The sequence below is a fragment of the Pseudomonas sp. SF2 genome (assembly GCF_036858055.1).
Classification (GTDB): domain Bacteria; phylum Pseudomonadota; class Gammaproteobacteria; order Pseudomonadales; family Pseudomonadaceae; genus Aquipseudomonas.
In genome coordinates, this window is sequence record NZ_JAMBDI010000018.1 from 85,495 (window position 1) to 106,306 (window position 20,812).

The 20,812-nt window shown below is 65.2% G+C and carries 18 protein-coding genes; 11 read left to right on the forward strand and 7 right to left on the reverse strand.

The genetic code is table 11. The features are described 5' to 3' along the window. Positions 1 to 28: 28 nt before the first annotated feature. The 6 genes from M2S36_RS11975 to gatC form a co-directional block, all read right to left on the reverse strand. Positions 29 to 400 carry a carboxymuconolactone decarboxylase family protein gene (locus M2S36_RS11975; RefSeq protein WP_063911346.1) on the reverse strand — a complete coding sequence of 124 codons (372 nt, stop codon included), beginning with the start codon at positions 398 to 400 and terminating at the stop codon, positions 29 to 31. 10 nt (positions 401 to 410) lie between these two features. Further along, on the reverse strand, positions 411 to 1,454 hold the full coding sequence (locus tag M2S36_RS11980) for a calcium/sodium antiporter (protein ID WP_207834862.1): 1,044 nt from the start codon (positions 1,452 to 1,454) through the stop codon (positions 411 to 413). Between the two features lie 60 nt (positions 1,455 to 1,514). Continuing rightward, positions 1,515 to 1,895 (reverse strand): septal ring lytic transglycosylase RlpA family protein, encoded by a 381-nt coding sequence (locus M2S36_RS11985; RefSeq protein ID WP_207834728.1) that lies wholly within the window; start codon positions 1,893 to 1,895, stop codon positions 1,515 to 1,517. Between the two features lie 144 nt (positions 1,896 to 2,039). Continuing rightward, a complete protein-coding gene (gene gatB, locus M2S36_RS11990; protein WP_207834725.1) occupies positions 2,040 to 3,485 on the reverse strand; it encodes an Asp-tRNA(Asn)/Glu-tRNA(Gln) amidotransferase subunit GatB in 1,446 nt (481 codons plus the stop codon). Positions 3,486 to 3,496: 11 nt separating this feature from the next. Continuing rightward, on the reverse strand, positions 3,497 to 4,948 hold the full coding sequence (gatA, locus tag M2S36_RS11995) for an Asp-tRNA(Asn)/Glu-tRNA(Gln) amidotransferase subunit GatA (protein ID WP_207834723.1): 1,452 nt from the start codon (positions 4,946 to 4,948) through the stop codon (positions 3,497 to 3,499). A gap of 15 nt (positions 4,949 to 4,963) precedes the next feature. Next, complete coding sequence (gene gatC, locus M2S36_RS12000) at positions 4,964 to 5,251, reverse strand: Asp-tRNA(Asn)/Glu-tRNA(Gln) amidotransferase subunit GatC (RefSeq protein ID WP_003255165.1); 288 nt, start codon at positions 5,249 to 5,251, stop codon at positions 4,964 to 4,966. Between the two features lie 205 nt (positions 5,252 to 5,456). On the opposite strand from gatC, the gene mreB reads away from it, so the two are divergent. The 8 genes from mreB (at position 5,457) to tldD (ending at position 16,660) form a co-directional block, all read left to right on the forward strand. Then, positions 5,457 to 6,494, forward strand: a complete 1,038-nt coding sequence (gene mreB / locus M2S36_RS12005; protein ID WP_003255163.1) for a rod shape-determining protein MreB — start codon at positions 5,457 to 5,459, stop codon at positions 6,492 to 6,494. Positions 6,495 to 6,720: 226 nt separating this feature from the next. Further along, positions 6,721 to 7,707, forward strand: coding sequence for a rod shape-determining protein MreC (gene mreC, locus M2S36_RS12010; RefSeq protein WP_063911351.1), 987 nt, complete (start codon positions 6,721 to 6,723; stop codon positions 7,705 to 7,707). Continuing rightward, entirely contained in the window at positions 7,707 to 8,195 is a 489-nt protein-coding gene (gene mreD / locus M2S36_RS12015; protein ID WP_063911352.1) for a rod shape-determining protein MreD, read from the forward strand. Before mreC ends, mreD begins: the two co-directional genes overlap by 1 nt. Positions 8,196 to 8,228: 33 nt before the next feature. After that, positions 8,229 to 8,930, forward strand: a complete 702-nt coding sequence (locus M2S36_RS12020) for a Maf family protein (protein WP_333957203.1) — start codon at positions 8,229 to 8,231, stop codon at positions 8,928 to 8,930. Positions 8,931 to 8,984: 54 nt separating this feature from the next. Then, complete coding sequence (rng, locus tag M2S36_RS12025; RefSeq protein WP_013971067.1) at positions 8,985 to 10,442, forward strand: ribonuclease G; 1,458 nt, start codon at positions 8,985 to 8,987, stop codon at positions 10,440 to 10,442. Positions 10,443 to 10,524: 82 nt separating this feature from the next. Beyond that, positions 10,525 to 14,358, forward strand: coding sequence for a YhdP family protein (locus tag M2S36_RS12030; protein ID WP_207834712.1), 3,834 nt, complete (start codon positions 10,525 to 10,527; stop codon positions 14,356 to 14,358). An 8-nt stretch (positions 14,359 to 14,366) separates the two neighbouring features. Next, positions 14,367 to 15,218, forward strand: a complete 852-nt coding sequence (locus M2S36_RS12035) for a carbon-nitrogen hydrolase family protein (protein WP_015269054.1) — start codon at positions 14,367 to 14,369, stop codon at positions 15,216 to 15,218. 2 nt (positions 15,219 to 15,220) lie between these two features. Further along, a complete protein-coding gene (gene tldD, locus M2S36_RS12040) occupies positions 15,221 to 16,660 on the forward strand; it encodes a metalloprotease TldD (RefSeq protein ID WP_063911355.1) in 1,440 nt (479 codons plus the stop codon). 138 nt (positions 16,661 to 16,798) lie between these two features. On the opposite strand, the gene yjgA is transcribed toward tldD, so the two are convergent. After that, positions 16,799 to 17,320, reverse strand: a complete 522-nt coding sequence (gene yjgA / locus M2S36_RS12045) for a ribosome biogenesis factor YjgA (protein WP_207834694.1) — start codon at positions 17,318 to 17,320, stop codon at positions 16,799 to 16,801. 108 nt (positions 17,321 to 17,428) lie between these two features. On the opposite strand from yjgA, the gene pmbA reads away from it, so the two are divergent. The 3 genes from pmbA (at position 17,429) to M2S36_RS12060 (ending at position 20,773) form a co-directional block, all read left to right on the forward strand. After that, a complete protein-coding gene (gene pmbA, locus M2S36_RS12050) occupies positions 17,429 to 18,775 on the forward strand; it encodes a metalloprotease PmbA (protein WP_333957204.1) in 1,347 nt (448 codons plus the stop codon). Between the two features lie 227 nt (positions 18,776 to 19,002). Beyond that, a complete protein-coding gene (locus M2S36_RS12055; protein ID WP_063911358.1) occupies positions 19,003 to 19,404 on the forward strand; it encodes a hypothetical protein in 402 nt (133 codons plus the stop codon). Continuing rightward, a complete protein-coding gene (locus M2S36_RS12060) occupies positions 19,397 to 20,773 on the forward strand; it encodes a class II fumarate hydratase (RefSeq protein WP_333957205.1) in 1,377 nt (458 codons plus the stop codon). The genes M2S36_RS12055 and M2S36_RS12060 overlap by 8 nt, the downstream gene beginning before the upstream one ends. Positions 20,774 to 20,812 lie beyond the last annotated feature (39 nt).

Sequence of the window (20,812 nt, forward strand, 5' to 3'; positions counted from 1 at the left end):
TGTGCGGTACCTGTGGGAGCGAGGCTACCTATTGATAACTGTCGATCACTTCCTGCGCTGCACGGAAAGCATCGATTGCCGCCGGCACCCCTGCATACACCGCGCAATGCAGCAGCGCTTCGCGAATTTCCTCCACCGTACAGCCATTGTTCAACGCCCCACGCACATGCCCCTTGAGTTCCTGCGGGCACTTGAGTGCCGTCAGCGTGGCCAGGGTAATCAGGCTGCGGGTTTTCAACGGCAGCCCGTCGCGAGCCCACACGCTGCCCCAGGCATGTTCGTTGACGAAGTCCTGCAGTGGCTGGGTAAAGTCGGTGGCATTGCCCAAGGCGCGGTCGACGAACACATCGCCCATCACCTGGCGCCGAATCTGTTCGCCGGTTTTCTTGCTATCAGCCATGTTGTTTTCCTTAGTGTTGGCGGCGCCAGGCTCGTATGGTGGTGTACAGCAACACCATGGCGAGCACCGGCAGTACGTAGAACAGCATCAACCGCTCCAAGCGGCCGGCCAGTGGCATGCCCATGGTAAACGCCGCGACGTGCAGCCCATAGGCCAGGTACAGGCAGAGGAACACCAGGCCTTCGGCGCGGGTGATGCGGTAGCCGGAATAGAACACCGGCAGGCTCAGCGCGGCAACACCGAGCATCACCGGCAGGTCGAAGGCCAGGGCGTTGGGCGAGATCGACAGTGGCTCGGGGGTGACCACTGCGGTCAGGCCCAGCACGGCCAGCAGGTTGAACAGGTTGCTGCCGATCACTGTGCCTACGGCGATTTCCCGTTCGCCGCGCAGGGCGGCGATCAGCGCGGCGGCCAGTTCCGGCAGGGAGGTGCAGATGGCAACGACGGTCAGGCCGATGATGCGCTCGGACAGGCCCAGGTCGGTGGCCACTTCTACGGCGGCCTCTAGCAACAAATGGCCCGCCAGGCTCAACAGGCCCAGGCCGGCCAGCACCTGCAGCAGCGTGCCCGACCAGAAGCGCCCGGCGCCGTTTGTGACGGCGGCCGGAGCGGGGTAGGTGCGTGCGTAGTGGCGCGACTGGTGCCAGAGTATCGCCAGGTAGCCGGCCAGGCCGATCAGCAGCAACACGCCTTCGACCCGGCCCAGGTGGCCGTTGGCGGATAACGCGTAGACCAGGGCGCTGGCGACGATCATCAGTGGAATGTCCAGGCGTACCAGTTGCCGCGACACGCGCAGCGGGATGATCAGGGCGGCCAGGCCGAGAATGACCAGTACGTTGAAGATATTGCTGCCGATTACGCTGCCCACCGCCACATCCGGCACGCCCTGGTAGGCAGCCTGCAGGCTCACGGTCATTTGTGGAGCGGTGCTGCCGAAGGCCACCAGGCTCAGGCCGATGATCAGCGGGCGTACGTGCAGGCGCTGGGCCAGGCGCAGGGCTGCGCGCACCAGCAGTTCGGCACCGCCGACCAGCAACAGCAGGGCGATACCCAGTTGCAGGAGGCTGAAGGTGGGAAGGGTGGCGAGGTCGAAAATGGTCGGACTCCTGTCGCGTCAGTTGCTAAGCCCTTGTACCCGCACGCGTGCGGTTCCGCTACGGATCATGCCGATTTTTTCTGCGGCGGCACGTGATAGATCGATCAGGCGGCCGCGGGTATGTGGGCCGCGGTCGTTGATGCGTACCACGACGCTGCGCTGATTGGCCAGGTTGGTCACCCGTACCCGGGTGCCGAAGGGCAGGCTACGGTGGGCGGCGGTGAGGCCGTGCTGGTTGAACGGTTCGCCGCTGGCGGTGCGTTTGCCATGATGGCGCGCGCCGTAATAGGAGGCGGTGCCGGTCTTGTCGTAGCCGTCGGGGTCGACGTCGACGTCCTGGCTGGCGCAGCCGGCCAGCAGGGAGAGGAGGGCGAGGGTGCTCAGGGATCGTTTTAGCAATTCAGATGCTCCGATATGGCCCATTCGCGGCTAAAGCCGCTCCCACAGGTATATCACCGCTGTCGAGAGCAGCGCTGTACCTGTGGGAGCGGCTTCAGCCGCGAACGAGGGCGAAGCCCTCGCAGGACTACAGGGATAAAACAATCACCCTTCGAGCTTGGCCTTGAGCAATTGGTTCACTTGCCCCGGGTTGGCCTTGCCTTTGGAGGCTTTCATCGCCTGGCCGACGAAGAAGCCGAACATCTTGCCACGCTTGGCCTCGTCGGCTGCGCGGTACTGTTCGACCTGCTCGGCGTTGGCCGCCAGCATTTCGTCGAGCATCTTGTCGATCGCACCGGTATCGGTGACCTGCTTCAGGCCTTTGCTTTCGATGATGCTGTCGGCATCGCCTTCACCGGCAGCCATGGCCTCGAACACAGTCTTGGCGATCTTGCCGCTGATGGTGTTGTCGCGAATACGCAACAGCATGCCGCCCAGCTGCGCGGCGCTGACCGGCGCCTGGTCGATCTCGATGCCCAGCTTGTTCAGCAGGCTGCCCAGTTCGACCATGACCCAGTTGGCAGCCAGCTTGGCGTCGCCACCGATTCTCACCACTTCCTCGAAGTAGTCCGCCTGTTCGCGGCTGGATGCCAGCACGTTGGCGTCGTAGGCCGACAGGCCGTACTGGCTCTGGAAGCGCTCGACCTTCTGCGTTGGCAGCTCCGGCAAGCCGGCACGGACGGTTTCGAGGAAGCTGTCCTCGATGACCACCGGCAGCAGGTCCGGGTCGGGGAAGTAACGGTAGTCGTTGGCTTCCTCCTTGCTGCGCATGGAGCGGGTCTCGTCTTTGTTCGGGTCGTACAGGCGGGTTTCCTGCACCACTTTGCCGCCGTCCTCGATCAGGTCGATCTGGCGCTGGATCTCGCTGTTGATCGCGCGCTCGATGAAGCGGAACGAGTTGACGTTCTTGATCTCGCAGCGGGTGCCGAACTCGGTCTGGCCTTTCGGGCGGATCGACACGTTGCAGTCGCAGCGCAGCGAGCCTTCGGCCATGTTGCCGTCGCAGATGCCCAGGTAACGTACCAGCGCGTGGATCGCCTTGACGTAGGCCACCGCTTCCTTGGCGCTGCGCATGTCCGGCTCGGAAACGATTTCCAGCAGCGGGGTGCCGGCACGGTTCAGGTCGATGCCGGTGGAGCCGCTGAAGTCTTCGTGCAGGCTCTTGCCGGCGTCTTCTTCCAGGTGCGCGCGGGTTACCCCGATGCGCTTGATGGTGCCGTCTTCCAGGGCGATGTCCAGGTGGCCCTTGCCGACGATCGGCAGGTCCATCTGGCTGATCTGGTAGCCCTTGGGCAGGTCGGGGTAGAAGTAGTTCTTGCGTGCGAACACGTTGCGCTTGCCGATCTCGGCATCGATGGCCAGGCCGAACATGCACGCCATGCGCACGGCTTCCTGGTTCAGTACCGGCAGTACGCCTGGCATGCCCAGGTCAACCAGGCTGGCCTGGGTGTTCGGCTCGGAACCGAAGGTGGTGGCGCTGCCGGAGAAGATCTTCGACTGGGTGGCGAGCTGAGTGTGGATTTCCAGCCCGATCACAACTTCCCATTGCATGTGTGAATTCCTCAGAAGCCGTTGGGGGCGCGGGTGTGCCAGTCGGTCACTTGCTGGTAGCGGTGCGCGACGTTGAGCAGGCGGCCTTCCTGGAAGTATGGCGCCAGCAGTTGCACGCCGACCGGCAGGCCGTCGACGAAGCCGGCTGGCATCGACAGGCCCGGCAGGCCCGCCAGGTTGGCGGTGATGGTGTAGACGTCTTCCAGGTAGGCGGCGACCGGGTCGCTGCTCTTGGCGCCGAGCTTCCAGGCCGGGTTTGGCGTGGTCGGGCCGAGGATCAGGTCGACGTCGTTGAAGGCTGCCATGAAGTCGTTCTTGATCAGGCGGCGGATCTGTTGCGCCTTCACGTAGTAGGCGTCGTAGTAGCCAGCCGACAGGGCGTAGGTGCCGACCATGATGCGGCGCTGCACTTCGACGCCGAAGCCTTCGCCACGGGAACGCTTGTACAGGTCGGTGAGGTCTTTCGGGTTTTCGCAGCGGTAGCCGAAGCGCACGCCGTCGAAACGCGACAGGTTGGACGAGGCTTCAGCGGGGGCGATCACGTAGTAGGCCGGGATGGCGTGCTGCATGTTCGGCAGGCTGATTTCCTTGACCACCGCGCCGAGCTTTTCCAGTTCCTTGACGCTGGCCTGGACCAGGTCGGCAATGCGTGGGTCCAGGCCGGCACCGAAGTATTCCTTCGGCAGGCCGATGCGCAGGCCCTGCAGCGAAGCATTCAGGTTGGCGCTGTAGTCCGGCACCGGCTCTTCGATGCTGGTGGAGTCCTTGGCGTCGAAGCCGGCCATGCCTTGCAGCAGCAGGGCGCAGTCTTCGGCGGTGCGGGCCAGCGGGCCACCCTGGTCGAGGCTGGAGGCGTAGGCGATCATGCCCCAGCGCGACACGCGACCGTAGGTCGGCTTGAGGCCGGTGAGGTTGGTCAGTGCCGCCGGTTGGCGGATCGAGCCGCCGGTGTCGGTGCCGGTGGTGGCTGGCAGCAGGCGCGCAGCCACCGCCGCGGCCGAACCGCCCGACGAGCCGCCCGGGACGTGCTCGAGGTTCCAGGGGTTCTTCACCGCGCCGTAGTAGCTGGATTCGTTGGCCGAACCCATGGCGAATTCGTCCATGTTGGTCTTGCCCAGGGTGACCATGCCGGCATCGGCCAGCTTGGCAACCACGGTGGCGTCATACGGCGCCTTGAAGTTGTCGAGCATCTTCGAGCCGCAGCTGGTGCGTACGCCGTTGGTGCAGAACAGGTCCTTGTGGGCGATCGGGGCACCCAGCAGCGCGCCGGTTTCGCCAGCGGCGCGACGGGCGTCGGCGGCACGCGCCTGGCCCAGGGCCAGGTCTTCGGTGACGCTGATGAAGCTGTTGATTTGCGGGTCGAGCTGCTTGATGCGCGCCAGCAGGGCGCCCGTCAGCTCTTCGGAGGAAAACGACTTGTCGGCGAGTCCGCGGGCGATCTCGGCCAGGGTCAATTGATGCATGGCAGGCTCTATCCCTTACTCGATGACTTTGGGAACCAGGTACAGACCGCTTTCGGTCGATGGCGCGATGGCCTGGTAGGCGTCGCGCTGGTTGCTCTCGGTGACCTGGTCGGGACGCAGACGCTGGCTGGCCTCCAGGGGGTGGGCCAGTGGCTCGATGCCGGTAGTGTCGACCGCTTGCATCTGGTCGACCAGCCCGAGAATGCTGTTCAGTGCGTCGGTAATGCGTGGCAGTTCGCCATCATTCAGGCCCAGACGGGCCAGATGGGCGATCTTTTCCACGTCGCAGCGTTCAAGCGCCATGGGGATCTCCAGGGGAAACAAAGACCGGAATTTGGCTCCGGAGTGAGGAACATGTCAGCTTTCTGGCGGTCTAACGGCCGCGAAATTCTGCTGGCGTGCTCGGAAAAACAGCCAATTTAACATATTGGCTCCTTGCCCAAAATCCCTGCCATTGTTAGAGTTTGCCGCACTTTTTTACCCACGCTTTCCCCAGGGTCACTTTCCCATGTTCAAGAAACTGCGTGGCATGTTTTCCAGCGATCTGTCCATCGACCTGGGTACTGCCAACACCCTTATTTACGTGCGTGAGCGCGGTATCGTCCTGAATGAGCCCTCGGTTGTTGCCATCCGTACCCATGGCAACCAGAAAAGCGTCGTCGCCGTCGGTACCGAAGCCAAGCGCATGCTGGGCCGTACGCCTGGCAACATTGCTGCCATTCGTCCGATGAAGGACGGCGTCATCGCCGACTTCAGCGTCTGCGAAAAAATGTTGCAATATTTTATCAACAAGGTGCACGAGAACAGCTTCCTGCAGCCGAGCCCGCGCGTGCTGATCTGCGTGCCATGCAAGTCGACTCAGGTAGAGCGCCGCGCCATTCGCGAGTCGGCCCTGGGCGCCGGTGCCCGTGAAGTGTTCCTGATCGAAGAACCGATGGCCGCCGCCATTGGTGCCGGACTGCCGGTCGAAGAGGCCCGCGGTTCGATGGTCGTCGATATCGGTGGTGGTACCACTGAAATCGCGCTGATCTCCCTGAACGGCGTGGTCTATGCCGAATCTGTCCGCGTTGGCGGCGACCGCTTCGACGAAGCCATCGTCACCTACGTGCGCCGCAACTACGGCAGCCTGATCGGCGAGTCCACCGCCGAGCGCATCAAGCAGGAAATCGGTACTGCCTACCCGGGCGGCGAAGTACGCGAAGTCGACGTGCGCGGCCGCAACCTGGCCGAGGGCGTACCACGTGCCTTCACCCTGAACTCCAACGAAGTGCTCGAAGCGCTGCAGGAATCCCTGGCGACCATCGTCCAGGCGGTCAAGAGCGCCCTGGAGCAATCGCCGCCCGAGCTGGCCTCGGACATCGCCGAGCGTGGCCTGGTGCTGACCGGTGGTGGCGCGCTGCTGCGTGACCTGGACAAGCTGCTGGCCCAGGAAACCGGCCTGCCGGTGATCGTCGCCGAAGACCCGCTGACCTGTGTCGCCCGTGGCGGCGGTCGCGCCCTGGAGATGATGGACAAGCACGCGATGGACCTGCTCTCCAGCGAGTGATCCCGCTCGCTGTTCACGAGCGCCCGGTTTACAGGTAGTACGCACAGTGCTACCTGTATGTGCTGGGCTGGCGCCCGTTCGGGGCGCCGTATCCGTCAACCCGCAACCAGGCTGGTGCGTTGTCCCATGTCCAATGACCTCCTGAGTCGTCCACGAGGAACGGCCCATTAAACCGCTTTTCTCCAAGGGCCCTTCGCTGGGCGTTCGCCTGCTCGTCCTGGTGGTGATGTCGGTCGCGTTGATGGTTGTCGACGCGCGCTTCGACGTGCTCAAGCCGGTGCGCAGCCAGATGGGCCTGGTACTCATGGAGTCGTACTGGATCACCGACCTGCCGCAGCGTGCGTGGCAAGGTGTGGCCGGCCAGTTCGGCAGCCGCACCGAACTGATCGCCGAAAACGAAAAGCTCAAGACCGAAGCCCTGCTGTTGCAGGGGCGCCTGCAGAAGCTGGCAGCCCTGACCGAGCAGAACGTGCGCCTGCGCGAGTTGCTCAACTCCTCGGCGCTGGTCAATGAAAAGGTCGAAGTGGCCGAGCTGATCGGTGTCGACCCCAACCCGTTCACCCACCGCATCCTGATCAACAAGGGCGAGCGTGATGGCGTGTTCCTGGGCCAACCGGTGCTCGATGCCCGTGGCCTGATGGGCCAGGTGGTCGAGCTGATGCCCTACACCTCGCGGGTACTGTTGCTGACCGATACCACCCATAGCATCCCGGTGCAGGTCAACCGCAATGGCCTGCGCGCCATCGCCAGCGGCACCGGCAACCCGGAGCGCCTGGAGCTGCGCCATGTGGCCGATACCGCCGACATCAAGGAAGGCGACCTGCTGGTCAGTTCCGGCATGGGGCAACGTTTCCCGGCCGGCTACCCGGTGGCCACGGTCAACGAAGTGATTCACGATTCCGGCCAGCCGTTCGCCATCGTTCGCGCCATCCCCACCGCCGCGCTCAACCGCAGCCGCTACATGCTGCTGGTGTTCAGTGACCGACGTACCCCGGAGCAGCGCGCCACCGATGCCGGCATCGCCCAGGAAGAGGCTGACCGCAAGGGCGCCTCGGCCCCAGGCCAGCCGGCCACGACGGGCGAGCACGTTGCACCGGCGCCTGCCGCGCCGGCCACACCTGCGGCCCCGGTAGCCCCGGCTGCGCAGCCTGCAGCCCCGGCGGCCGCACCTGCTACGCCGGCTGCCGCACCCGCTCACACCCGGAGGCAATGATGGCTGCATCACGCCGCAACAACGGCTGGGTCATCTGGCTGACTTTCGCCATCGGCCTGCTGCTCAGCGTCTCGCCCATGCCGCAGTTCATGGACGTGTTCCGGCCCATGTGGCTGGCCTTGCTGGTGTCGTTCTGGACCCTCGCCGTGCCGAACAAGGTCGGCATGACCACCGCGTTCGTGCTGGGCCTGGCCGAGGATGTGCTGTACGGCACCCTGCTGGGGCAGAACGCGCTGATCCTCACCCTCATCACCTTCCTGGTGCTGTCCTTGCAGCAGCGCCTGCGCATGTTCCCCATGTGGCAGCAGAGCCTGGTGATCCTGGTGATCTTCGGCATCGCCCAGCTGATCCAGCTGTGGCTCAGCGCGCTGACCGGCAATCGCCTGCCCACCCTGGCGCTGGTCTGGTCGGCGGTGATCAGTGCCTTGCTCTGGCCGTGGATCAGCTTCGCCCTGCGCGACCTGCGCCGACGCTTGCATATCAATTGACGGCGCCGCCGCGACTGACAGGGAGATGTCTGCATGAACCCACTATACCTGGCCTCCGGCTCGCCCCGTCGTCGTGAACTACTGACCCAGATCGGTGTGCCGTTCAGCGTCGTCAGTGCCCCCATCGATGAAACCCCGCTGCCCAATGAAAGCGCCCCGGCCTACGTCGAGCGCCTGGCCCGGGCCAAGGCTGCCGCCGGCCTGGCTAGCCTGGAACCTCCAGTGCAGGCCATTCGCGGCCATGCCCGCTCCCACAGGTACAGCGCCGATCCTGTGGGAGCGGGCGTGCCCGCGAAGGCCCCAAAGGGGCCCGCTGTAGTGCTGGGCGCAGACACCGCCGTGGTGCTCGATGGTCGTATTCTCGGCAAACCGGAAAACCGCGAAGATGCCCTGGCCATGCTGGCCGACCTGTCGGGCCGCGAGCACCAGGTGCTGACCGCGGTCGCCGTCAGCGATGGCCAGCGCGTGCACAGCCTGTGTGTCACCAGCAAAGTGCGCTTCCGTGTGATCAGCGTCGATGAAGCGCAACGCTACTGGGCCAGCGGCGAGCCCACGGACAAGGCCGGCGGCTATGCCATCCAGGGCTTGGGCGCGGTGTTCGTCACCGGCCTTTCCGGCAGCTACTCGGCGGTGGTCGGCCTGCCCCTCAGTGAAACGGCCGAACTGCTTGGCCAGTTCGGCATCGCCTGCTGGCAATCGCCCGCGCATACGCCAGAGGTAACAAACCAGCGGTAGCCAGCACTGCATACGCCATCCATCATTACCCAAGACCTTTGACGAGAGCCTGCCATGAGTGAAGAGATCCTGATCAACATCACCCCGATGGAGTCACGCGTGGCGGTGGTGGAAAACGGGGTGCTGCAGGAAGTGCACGTCGAGCGCACCCAGCGCCGGGGCATCGTCGGCAACATCTACAAGGGCAAGGTGGTGCGCGTGCTGCCGGGCATGCAGGCGGCCTTCGTCGACATCGGCCTGGAGCGTGCGGCGTTCATCCATGCCTCGGAAATATCCCAGCGTGAAGGCTCGGCGGTAGAGAACATCACCGCCCTGGTGCATGAAGGCCAGGCCCTGGTGGTACAGGTGACCAAGGACCCGATCGGCACCAAGGGCGCGCGCCTGACCACCCAGCTGTCGATCCCGTCGCGCTACCTGGTGTACATGCCGCGCAGCAGCCATGTCGGCATTTCCCTGAAGATCGAAGACGAAGCCGAACGCGAGCGCCTCAAGCAGGTGGTCAGCGACTGCATGGAAAGCGAGAACATCAAGGACGCCGGCGGCTTCATCCTGCGCACCGCGGCCGAAGGCGCGCGCGCCGAAGAGATCCTGCAGGACATTCGCTACCTGCGCCGCTTGTGGGAGCAGATCGGCACCCAGATCAAGACCTGCGGCGCGCCCACGGTCATCTACGAGGACCTGGGCCTGGCCCTGCGTACCCTGCGCGACCTGGTCAACCCGAAGATCGAGAAGATCCGCATCGACTCGCGGGAAACCTTCCAGAAGACCACGCAGTTCGTTGGCGAGCTGATGCCGGAAATCGCCGACCGCCTCGAACACTATCCGGGCGAACGGCCGATCTTCGACCTGTACGGTGTCGAGGACGAGATCCAGCGCGCGCTGGAGCGCAAGGTACCGCTCAAGTCCGGTGGCTACCTGGTGGTCGATCCGGCTGAAGCGATGACCACCATCGATGTGAACACCGGCGCCTTCGTCGGCCATCGCAACCTTGAAGAGACCATCTTCAAGACCAACCTCGAGGCCGCCACCGCCATCGCCCGGCAACTGCGCCTGCGCAACATTGGCGGCATCATCATCATCGACTTCATCGACATGGAAGACGAAGAGCACCAGCGCCAGGTGCTGCGCACCCTGGAAAAGCAGCTGGAGCGCGATCACGCCAAGACCAACATCATCGGCATCACCGAACTGGGCCTGGTACAGATGACCCGCAAGCGCACGCGGGAAAGCCTGGAACAAGTGCTGTGCGAGCCCTGCCTGGCCTGCCAGGGCCGCGGCAAGCTGAAAACCCCCGAGACCATCTGTTACGAAATCTTCCGCGAGATCCTGCGCGAGGCCCGTGCCTACCAGGCCGAAGGCTACCGCGTGCTGGCCAACCAGAAGGTAGTCGACCGGTTGCTGGATGAAGAGTCCGGTAACGTCGCGGAGCTGGAGGCCTTCATCGGCCGAACCATTCGTTTCCAGGTGGAGTCGATGTATTCGCAGGAACAATACGATGTGGTGCTGCTCTGAGGCCTTCTGAAACGCGCCACGGGTGGCCCGGGCTGGCAAAACCGGTACGACGGGCCATCATGGATAAACGACCTGGAGGGCCATGGCCATGGGACGTCTGACCCGCGTTCTTGTCGCCTTGACCCGCTGGGGCCTGGGCGTTTGCGCCCTGCTGGCGGTACTGGTGGCGCTGTATGTCAGCCTCGGTCGCGAACTGGTGCCGTTGGTGGCCGAGTACCGCGCCGATGTGGAGGCCAAGGCCGAGCAAGCCTTGGGGTTGCCCGTGCACGTCGGTGCCCTGGAAGGCCGCTGGAGCGGCCTGGCGCCGGTGCTGCGGGTGCGCGACCTGCAACTGGGCGATGGGGCCACGGCCCTGCGCCTGGACGACGTCAAGGTAGTACCCGATGTCTGGGCCAGCCTCACCGCCCGCGAAGTACGCCTGGCACGCATTCAGCTGGGCGGTCTGCAACTGATCCTGCGCGAGAACGAGCAGGGGGCCTGGAGCCTCGAAGGCTTGCCAAAGCAGAACGATGCGCCGCTCGACCCGGCCGAGTTGCTGCAGCGCCTGCGCCAGCTGGGCCGCATCGATGTGTTCGACAGCCAGGTCACCCTGCACCCCTGGCAGCGCGACCCGCTGACCCTGACTTACGTGAGCGCCGGCCTGCAGGCCGGGGCTTCGCGCCAGGCCCTGGACCTGCGCGCGACCCTGCCCGATGGCCAGCCCCTGGCGCTGAACCTGCGCAGCCGTGCGTCGGCCAACGCCTGGCGCGACGGCCAGGTCGAAGCCTACCTGAGCCTGCCGCAGAGTGACTGGGCGCGCTGGCTGCCGCCTCGCCTGCTGGGCCAGTGGCATGCCGACGCCTTGCGGGCGGGCGGCGAGTTCTGGGTCGACTGGCGCAACGGGCAGTTGCAGCAGGGCGTGGTGCGCCTCAATGCACCCGAGCTGCAGGGCGCCTATGCCGGGCGCAAGGCGGCCACACTGAACAACCTGGCCCTGGGTGCCTGGTTCCAGCGCCGGGAGCAAGGCTTCGATGTAGTGGTCGATTCCCTGGCCATGGATATCGGCAAGACCCGTTGGGAATCGCACCTGCAATTGCAGCAGCGTCCTGGCGAGGATGCAGCCGCGGAAAGCTGGCAAGTGCAGGCCGACCGCCTCGACCTCACGGCGTTGACCCCGCTGATCGATGCCCTGGCGCCGTTGCCGGACAAGGTCATGGCCGTGGTCGATGGCCTGAAGGTGACCGGCGCACTGCGCAATGTGCGCCTGCAAGCACGGCCCAAGGCCGAGGGTGACCAGCGCCTGCAGTTCGAGGCCAACCTGGAGAAGGTCGGTTTCGATGCCTATCACAATGCCCCGGCGGCCGGTAATGTCAGCGGCAGCATCAGCGGTGACCTTGGCCATGGTGAACTGCGCCTGGATACCGAGGCATTCATGCTGCACCTGTACCCGATCTTCGCCAAACCCTGGCACTACCAGAAGGCCAATGCGCGCCTGACCTGGGCCTTGGACAAGGAAGGTTTCACCCTGGTCGCGCCTTACCTCAAGGTACTGGGCGAAGAGGGCAAGATCGCCGGTGACTTCCTCATTCGCCTGTTGTTCGAAGAGGGCCGCGAGGACTACATGGACCTGCGCGTCGGCCTGACCGAAGGCGATGGTCGCTACACCGCCAAGTACCTGCCCGAGGTGCTCAGCCCGGCCCTCGACGAATGGTTGCGCAGCGCGATCGTCAAGGGCACGGTGGACGAAGGCTACTTCCAGTACCAGGGCTCGTTGAACCATGGCGCCGCACCGGAAGCCCGCAGCATCAGCCTGTTCTTCAAGGTGCGTGATGCAGCCCTGGACTTCCAGCCGGGCTGGCCACAGGTGCAGCACGTGGATGGTGATGTGTTCATCGAGGACAGCGGTGTGCGCATCAAGGCCCAGCGCGGCGTGCTGCTCGACACCAAGGTCAGTGATGTGAGCGTCGATATCCCGCATGTCGACGAGGGCCAGCAAAGCCACCTGTACCTCGATGGCGACTTCGACGGCAGCCTGGGCGATGGCCTGAAGATCCTCAAGGAAGCGCCAATCGGCACTGGCGAGATCTTCGCAGGCTGGGAGGGCGAGGGGCCGCTCAAGGGCAAGGTCAAGCTCGACATTCCGCTGGTCCGCGGGGAGCGGCCGAAAGTGCAGGTGGACTTTGCCACCAGCGATGCGCGGCTGAAAGTCGCGCCGCCTAGCCTGGAGTTGAGCCGCCTGAAGGGTGACTTCAGTTTCGATTTCGACAAGGGCCTGAGCGGCAAGGGCATCAGCCTGCAGGCCTTCGGCAAGCCGGTAACGGCGCAAATCACCGCCGAAGGCCAGCCAGGGCAGATGCAGACCCGCATAAACGCCAATGGTCGGGTCGCGCTCAAGGCGCTGACCGACTGGCTGCAGTTCAACCAGGCCTTGCCTGCGTCCGGCGACCTGCCGTACCAGTTGCAGGTCAGCTTGGGTAGCCGGGACAACCGCCTGAGTGTCACCTCCAGCCTCAAGGGCCTGGCCATCGACCTGCCGGCACCGTTCGGCAAGGCGGCCGCAGATACCCGTGACAGCCGGTTCAGCATGAGTCTGCAAGGCCCGGAACGGCGCTTCGATGCTGCTTACACCGACCTTGCCCGCTTCGCCTATGCTGCGCCGGCTGACAAACTGGCCCAGGGCCGTGGCGAATTGTTGCTGGGCGCAGGTGACGCCCAGCTACCTGCCGGCCAGGGCCTGCGGGTACGCGGGCGCCTGGAGGCACTGGACCTGGCGCCCTGGCAAGAGCAGGCGGCGCGGCTGGCCGGTGACGATCCGGGCGGTAGCGCGCGGCAGAACCTGCAGGGCGTCGACCTGAGCATCGGCCAGTTGAAAGCCTTTGGCCTGGACCTGAACCAGGCCGTGGTGCGTCTGGCCCGTGGTGGCCCGGCCTGGGATCTGCGCCTCGACAGCAAGGAGGTCATCGGCAACGCCCGGGTGCCGGACGCCAAGGGCGCGCCCATGGTCGTGCGCATGCAGACCTTGCGCCTGCCCGCCGCCAGCGCTGCTGAAAAGCAGGCCGAGGCACAGGCCGAGGAGGGCCCGGACCCGCTGGCCTCGTTCGACCCGCGCAAGGTGCCGGCGCTGGACCTGAGCATCGACAAGCTCTACCGCGGTGACGACCTGTTCGGCAGCGCGTCACTCAAGCTGCGGCCGACCGCGCGCGGCGTGACCGCCAGCGATATCGACCTCGACTTCAAGGGCCTGCGTATCGATGGTGGCGGCGGCTGGGAAGGCGAACCGGGTAGCACCAGCAGCTGGTACAAAGGGCGCCTGGACGGCAAGAACCTGGCGGATGTGCTCAAGGCCTGGGGCTTTGCCCCGACCGTGACCAGCCGCGACTTCCGCCTGGATGTGGATGGCCGCTGGCCGGGTTCGCCGGCCTCGGTGAGCCTCAAGCGCTTCTCCGGCAGCATGGACGCAGCGCTGCGTACCGGTCAGTTCGTCGAGGTCGAAGGCAGTGCCCAGGCGCTGCGGGTGTTCGGCCTGCTCAACTTCAACTCCATCGGCCGGCGCTTGCGCCTGGACTTCTCCGACCTGTTCGACAAGGGCCTGGCCTACGACCGGGTCAAGGGCTTGCTGGTGGCCAGTGATGGTGTCTACGTGACCCGCGAGCCAATCGCCGTGACCGGCCCGTCGAGCAACTTCGAGCTGGACGGTACCCTGGACCTTGTACGCGACCGGGTCGATGCCAACCTGCAGGTGAGCCTGCCGGTGACCAACAACCTGCCGCTGGCCGCCCTGATTGTCGGCGCGCCGGCCGTTGGCGGGGCGCTGTTCCTGGTCGACCGGCTGATCGGTGATCGCGTGTCGCGCTTCGCCAGCGTGCACTACCGTGTCGAAGGGCCGGTGAAAGAGCCTAGAATCACATTTGTGAAACCTTTCGAGAAATCCCGCTAGGAGTGCCCATGAAGGCAGCGGTAATCCAGATGGTCAGCCAGGACGATGTGCTGGCCAACCTGCAGCGCGCCGGTGCCCTGCTGGAGCAGGCCGCGTCTGGCGGTGCACGGCTGGCCGTGCTGCCGGAAAACTTCGCCGCCATGGGCCGCAAGGACGCCGCTGCCATCGGGCGCGCCGAAGCGTTGGGCGAAGGGCCGATCCTGCCATGGTTGAAACGCACCGCCCGCGACCTCAAGTTATGGATTGTCGCCGGTACCTTGCCATTGCCACCGGTCGGCCAGCCCGAGGCCAAGGCTCATGCCTGCTCGCTGCTGATCGACGAACACGGCGAGGTAGCGGCACGCTATGACAAGCTGCACCTGTTCGACGTCGACGTTGCCGACAACCGTGGCCGCTATCGCGAGTCCGACGACTACGCACACGGCGCCCAGGTGGTGGTGGCTGATACGCCGGTGGGGCGGCTGGGGCTGAGCGTGTGCTACGACCTGCGCTTCCCCGAACTGTACAGCGCGCTGCGCGCCGCCGGCGCGGAGCTGATCACTGCGCCGGCCGCGTTTACTGCGGTAACGGGCGCGGCGCACTGGGAAGTGCTGGTGCGCGCCCGTGCCATCGAGACCCAGTGCTACCTGCTGGCTGCGGCCCAGGGTGGTACCCACCCGGGGCCACGGGAAACCCATGGCCATGCGGCGATCGTCGACCCCTGGGGGCGCATCGTCGCGGAACAGGCGCAAGGTGAAGCGGTACTGCTCGCCGAGCGCGACATTGACGAACAAGCGTCCATCCGGGCGCGCATGCCGGTGGTATCGCACCGGCGCTTTTTCTCGCAGGGCGCGTTGCGGCCTGCGCACACCTCGGAGTGACTATGAGCCAGATGTTATCCACCGTCAGTGAGCAGCTCCTGGCCCCAGGCGGCTTGACCCTGGACAGCCTGCAGAGCGTGCTGGGTGAGTTGGCTGGCCCCGGCATCGATGCCGCCGACCTGTATTTCCAGGGCCAGATCTCGGAAACCTGGGCGCTGGAAGACGGCATCGTCAAAGAGGGCAGTTTCAACCTCGACCAGGGCGTGGGCGTGCGTGCCCAGTCCGGTGAGAAGACTGGCTTCGCCTACAGCAACGCGATCAACCTCGAGGCGCTGACCTCGGCCGCCCGGGCCGCCCGTTCGATCTCGCGTGCCGGGCAGAACGGCAAGGTACAGGCCTTCCGCAGCCAGGACGTGACCGCCCTTTATTCGGCGGACAACCCGCTGGATGTGCTCAGCCGTGCCGAAAAGGTCGAGCTGCTCAAGCGTGTCGACGCCGCTACTCGTGCCCTGGACCCGCGTATCCAGCAGGTCAGTGTGAGCATGGCCGGGGTCTGGGAGCGCATCCTGATCGCTGCGGCCGATGGCAGCCTGGCCGCCGACGTGCGCCCGCTGGTGCGCTTCAACGTCAGCGTCATCGTCGAGCAGAACGGCCGCCGCGAGCGTGGCGGGCAGGGCGGTGGCGGGCGTACCGACTACCGCTTCTTCACCGAAGAACGGGTCATGGGCTATGCCCGCGAAGCGCTGCGCCAGGCCCTGGTGAACCTGGAAGCGATCCCGGCGCCGGCCGGTACCCTGCCGGTGGTGCTGGGTTCGGGCTGGTCAGGGGTGCTGCTGCACGAGGCTGTCGGCCATGGCCTGGAAGGTGACTTCAACCGCAAGGGCAGCTCGGCGTTCAGCGGCCGCATTGGCGAGAAGGTGGCGTCGAGCCTGTGCACCATCGTCGACGACGGCACCCTCGAAGGCCGCCGTGGTTCGCTGAGCGTGGACGATGAAGGCACCCCGACCGAGTGCACCACGCTGATCGAGAACGGTGTGCTCAAGGGCTACATGCAGGACAAGCTGAACGCGCGCCTGATGGGCATGGCGGTGACTGGCAACGGCCGCCGTGAATCCTACGCGCACCTGCCGATGCCGCGCATGACCAACACCTACATGCGTGCTGGCGACAGCGACCCGCAGGAAATCATCGCTTCGGTGAAGAAGGGCATCTACTGTGCCAACCTCGGCGGTGGCCAGGTGGACATCACCAGCGGCAAGTTCGTGTTCTCGACCAGTGAGGCCTACCTGATCGAAGACGGCAAGATTACCGCGCCGGTGAAGGGGGCGACCCTGATCGGCAATGGCCCGGAGGCGATGAGCCGGGTGTCGATGGTCGGTAACGACCTGGCGCTGGACAGTGGGGTAGGGACTTGCGGCAAGGACGGGCAGTCGGTGCCGGTCGGGGTCGGGCAGCCGACCCTGAAGCTGGATGCGATTACCGTGGGCGGTACAGGGGCGTGATGGCCATCTGGGACCGCTTTGCGGTCCTATCGCGACGCAAGGCCGCTCCCACAGGGACCGCGCCGTGCAGAAATGGCAGCGCACTTACTGTGGGAGCGGCCTTGTGTCGCGATTGGGCCGCCAAGCGGCCCCGGCGATTCAGCGCAAGCCGCGTTGCAGCTCGTCCAGGTCGCGGATGTACTTGAACACCTTGCGCGCGGCGGCAGGCGGTTTGTTCCGCGCCTTCTCGTGCTGGGCATGGCGTACCAGCGAGCGCAGCTGCTGGCGGTCGGTGTCGGGGTACTCGCTGACGAAGCGCTCGAGGTCTTCGTCATTGCCGTCGATCAGCCGGTCGCGCCAGCGCTCCAGGTTGTGGAAGCGTTCGTTGTACTGGCGGGTCGAGCTGTCCATCTGTTCGAGCAAGGCGTGGATGGCATCCAGGTCTTGCACGCGCATCAGCTTGCCGACGAATGACATGTGGCGTTTGCGGGCACCGTGTGCGGTGTGCTTGCTGGCTTCGGCCAGGGCCTTGCGCAGCTCGTCGGTCAACGGCAGGCGGGCCAGGGTATCGGCCTTGAGCGTGGTAAGGCGCTCGCCGAGTTCGACCAACGCATGCAGCTCGCGCTTGATCTGGGTTTTGCTTTTTTCGCCGTCGAAGGCGTCGTCGTTTGAATCAACCATGGTGGCAGTCCGCTAGAAATCGCCGCCATGATAACCAGTCGGGGGCCGCTTGTCCGGCCCGGTCGTAGAATGACCCTTGCCGAACGCAGAATTTGAGTGGAGAGAACCATGAGTGCAGTCCAGAGCGTAGGTCCCAAGGACCTGCCAGCATTGCAGGAGCAGGTCGAGGCGATCATCGCCGAAGCGCGCCGCCAGGGGGCCAGTGCCTGCGAAGTGGCGGTGTCGCTGGAGCAGGGCCTGTCCACCACGGTACGCCAGCGTGAGGTCGAAACGGTCGAGTTCAACCGCGACCAGGGCTTTGGCATCACCCTCTATGTGGGCCAGCGCAAAGGCTCGGCCAGCACCTCGGCCAGTGGCCCGGAAGCGATCCGCGAAACCGTCGCCGCCGCCTTGGCAATTGCCAGGCATACCTCCGAGGACGAGTGTTCCGGCCTGGCCGACGCAGCGCTGATGGCCCGCGGGATTCCGGACCTGGACCTGTACCACGACTGGAACCTGGAGCCGGAGAAGGCCATCGAGATGGCCCTGGCCTGCGAGGCGGCGGCGTTCGACGCCGACCCACGTATCCTCAATGCCGACGGTACCACCCTCAATACCCATCAGGGCTGCCGCGTGTATGGCAACAGCCATGGCTTCATCGGTGGCTACGCCTCGACCCGGCACAGCCTGAGCTGTGTGATGATCGCCGAAGGCGACGGGCAAATGCAGCGTGACTACTGGTACGACGTGAACCGCCAGGGCAACCTGCTGGCCGACCCGCGTAGCATCGGCGTGCGCGCTGCCCAGCGTGCCGCCAGCCGCCTGGGTGCGCGGCCGGTGCCGACCTGCGAGGTGCCGGTGCTGTTCTCGGCCGAGCTGGCCGGTGGCCTGTTCGGCAGCTTCCTGTCGGCCATCTCCGGCGGCAACCTGTACCGCAAATCCTCGTTCCTGGAGGGGACCATTGGCCAGCGCCTGTTCCCCACCTGGCTGACCCTCGACGAGCGTCCGCACATTCCGCGGGCACTGGGCAGTGCCGCATTCGATGGCGATGGCCTGGCTACCTATGCCAAGCCGTTTGTCGACAAGGGCGAACTGGTGTCGTACCTGTTGGGTACCTATTCCGGGCGCAAGCTGGGGTTGCCAAGCACGGCCAACGCCGGCGGCGTGCACAACCTGTTCGTCAGCCACGGTGTCGAAGACCAGGCGGCGCTGATCCGCCGCATGGGTCGCGGGCTGCTGGTGACCGAGCTGATGGGGCATGGCCTGAACATGGTGACGGGGGATTATTCCCGTGGCGCGGCAGGGTTCTGGGTCGAGAATGGCGAGATTCAGCACGCGGTGCAGGAAGTGACCATTGCCGGGAACATGAAAGACATGTTCCAGCAGATTGTCGCGATTGGCAGCGATCTTGAGACCCGCAGCAACATTCACACCGGTTCGGTGCTGATCGAGCGGATGACTGTAGCAGGCAGTTGATCCATAACCTGCACCGGCCTCTTCGCGGGCTTGCCCGCTCCCACAGGTACCGTGGCGCGGTCCTTGTGGGAGCGGGTTTACCCGCGAAGAGGCCGGTGCAGGCACTACAGAATTTTCAATGAAACCGAAGACCCGGCCCCCGCGCCGGGTTTTTGTTTCATCAGCTTTCCCTTGAAGTGATTCTAGTTATCACTTAATAATGAATATCATTATCCAGTAACTCGGCGATGATGTTCATGAAACCCGTCCTCCGCGAACTGCCCTACCTGGAAAACTGGCGTTGGCTCAGCCGACGCATACGCTGCGCGCTCGAACCCGACGAGCCGCGCCTGATCGAGCATTACCTGGCCGAAGGGCGCTACCTGGTGTGCTGCACCGAGACCTCGCCATGGACGGTGGCGCTGACTTCCTTTCGCCTGCTGCTGGATACCGCCTGCGACCGCATGCTGCCCTGGCATTGGCGCTGCCTGTGCCTGGACCAGGCCTGGCGCCCGCTGCTGGACCTGCGCAACCTCGACCGCGAGGCACAGAACCCGCGTTGGCAGCCCTACGCCCTGCAGTTGGCCAACTGCCGCCTGCTGCCGTCGATTTCTCCCGATGAACTGATGCAAGGATTTGATGATGAGTGATACCCGTATCGAGCGTGACAGCATGGGCGAACTGTGGGTGCCGGCCCAGGCCCTGTACGGTGCCCAGACCCAGCGCGCGGTCGACAACTTCCCGATCAGCGGCCAGCGCATGCCGGCCCAGTTCATTCGTGCGTTGCTGCTGGCCAAGGCTGCCGCGGCCAAGGCCAACGTCGAACTGGAACAGCTGTCGGCTGCGCAGGGACAGGCCATCGTCAAGGCAGTCGAGCAGCTGCTGGCTGAAGATTTCATCCAGCACTTCCCGGTGGATGTGTTCCAGACCGGTTCTGGCACCAGCTCGAACATGAACGCCAACGAGGTGATCGCCACCCTGGCCAGCCGCGTGCTGGGTGACGCCGTCAACGCCAACGACCACGTCAACTGCGGCCAGAGCAGCAACGACATCATCCCGACCACCATCCACGTCAGCGCCGCCCTGGCCCTGCACGAGCAATTACTGCCAGCCTTGGCGCACCTGGTGCAGGTGATCGAGGCCAAGTCGGCACAGGTGCATCAGTACGTGAAGACCGGCCGCACCCACCTGATGGACGCCATGCCCGTGCGCCTGAGCCAGGTGCTGGATGGCTGGGCGGCGCAGATCACAGGCGCCAAGGCACACATCGAAGCGAGCCTGCCGAGCCTGCAGGCGCTGGCCCAGGGGGGCACTGCCGTGGGCACCGGCATCAACGCCCACCCACAGTTCGCTGCCGGCTTCGCCCGCCAGCTCAGCGGCCTGACGCAGGTCGAGTTCACCCCCGGGCAGAACCTGTTCGCCCTGATCGGCTCGCAGGACACCGCCGTGGCGCTGTCGGGCCAGCTCAAGACTACTGCCGTGGCGCTGATGAAGATCGCCAACGACTTGCGCTGGATGAACTCCGGCCCGCTGGCCGGGCTGGGCGAAATCGAGTTGCAAGGCCTGCAGCCGGGCTCTTCGATCATGCCAGGCAAGGTCAACCCGGTGATTCCGGAGGCCACCGCCATGGTCGCCGCCCAAGTGATCGGCAACGATGCCACCATCGCCATCGCCGGTCAGTCCGGCAACTTCGAGCTGAACGTGATGTTACCGGTGATCGCCCGCAACCTGCTGGAGAGCATCGAGCTGATGGCCAACGTCAGCCGCCTGCTGGCCGACAAGGCCATCGCCAGCTTCAAGGTCAACGAAAGCAAGCTCAAGGAAGCCCTGGCGCGCAACCCGATCCTGGTCACCGCGCTGAACCCGATCATCGGCTACCTCAAGGCCGCCGAAATCGCCAAGACCGCCTACAAGCAGGGCCGACCGATCATCGATGTGGCGCTGGAGCACACCGACCTGTCGCGCGACCAGCTGGAAGCGCTGCTTGACCCGGAAAAACTCACCGCCGGTGGTATCTGACCCGGAGTCACGGCCCAAGCGCCTGCGATGGCCGCGCTG

What these genes read in the sequence shown, in the direction of transcription:
- M2S36_RS12055 (WP_063911358.1), top strand. Translation starts at nt 19,003, where the DNA reads ATGATGTTCATGAAACCCGTCCTCCGCGAACTGCCCTACCTGGAAAAC.
- mreD (WP_063911352.1), top strand. Translation starts at nt 7,707, where the DNA reads ATGGCTGCATCACGCCGCAACAACGGCTGGGTCATCTGGCTGACTTTC.
- rng (WP_013971067.1), top strand. Translation starts at nt 8,985, where the DNA reads ATGAGTGAAGAGATCCTGATCAACATCACCCCGATGGAGTCACGCGTG.
- mreC (WP_063911351.1), top strand. Translation starts at nt 6,721, where the DNA reads ATGTCGGTCGCGTTGATGGTTGTCGACGCGCGCTTCGACGTGCTCAAG.
- tldD (WP_063911355.1), top strand. Translation starts at nt 15,221, where the DNA reads ATGAGCCAGATGTTATCCACCGTCAGTGAGCAGCTCCTGGCCCCAGGC.
- gatB (WP_207834725.1), bottom strand. Translation starts at nt 3,485, where the DNA reads ATGCAATGGGAAGTTGTGATCGGGCTGGAAATCCACACTCAGCTCGCC.
- M2S36_RS11975 (WP_063911346.1), bottom strand. Translation starts at nt 400, where the DNA reads ATGGCTGATAGCAAGAAAACCGGCGAACAGATTCGGCGCCAGGTGATG.
- M2S36_RS12030 (WP_207834712.1), top strand. Translation starts at nt 10,525, where the DNA reads ATGGCCATGGGACGTCTGACCCGCGTTCTTGTCGCCTTGACCCGCTGG.
- pmbA (WP_333957204.1), top strand. Translation starts at nt 17,429, where the DNA reads ATGAGTGCAGTCCAGAGCGTAGGTCCCAAGGACCTGCCAGCATTGCAG.
- yjgA (WP_207834694.1), bottom strand. Translation starts at nt 17,320, where the DNA reads ATGGTTGATTCAAACGACGACGCCTTCGACGGCGAAAAAAGCAAAACC.
- mreB (WP_003255163.1), top strand. Translation starts at nt 5,457, where the DNA reads ATGTTCAAGAAACTGCGTGGCATGTTTTCCAGCGATCTGTCCATCGAC.
- M2S36_RS12020 (WP_333957203.1), top strand. Translation starts at nt 8,229, where the DNA reads ATGAACCCACTATACCTGGCCTCCGGCTCGCCCCGTCGTCGTGAACTA.
- gatC (WP_003255165.1), bottom strand. Translation starts at nt 5,251, where the DNA reads ATGGCGCTTGAACGCTGCGACGTGGAAAAGATCGCCCATCTGGCCCGT.
- M2S36_RS12035 (WP_015269054.1), top strand. Translation starts at nt 14,367, where the DNA reads ATGAAGGCAGCGGTAATCCAGATGGTCAGCCAGGACGATGTGCTGGCC.
- M2S36_RS12060 (WP_333957205.1), top strand. Translation starts at nt 19,397, where the DNA reads ATGAGTGATACCCGTATCGAGCGTGACAGCATGGGCGAACTGTGGGTG.
- gatA (WP_207834723.1), bottom strand. Translation starts at nt 4,948, where the DNA reads ATGCATCAATTGACCCTGGCCGAGATCGCCCGCGGACTCGCCGACAAG.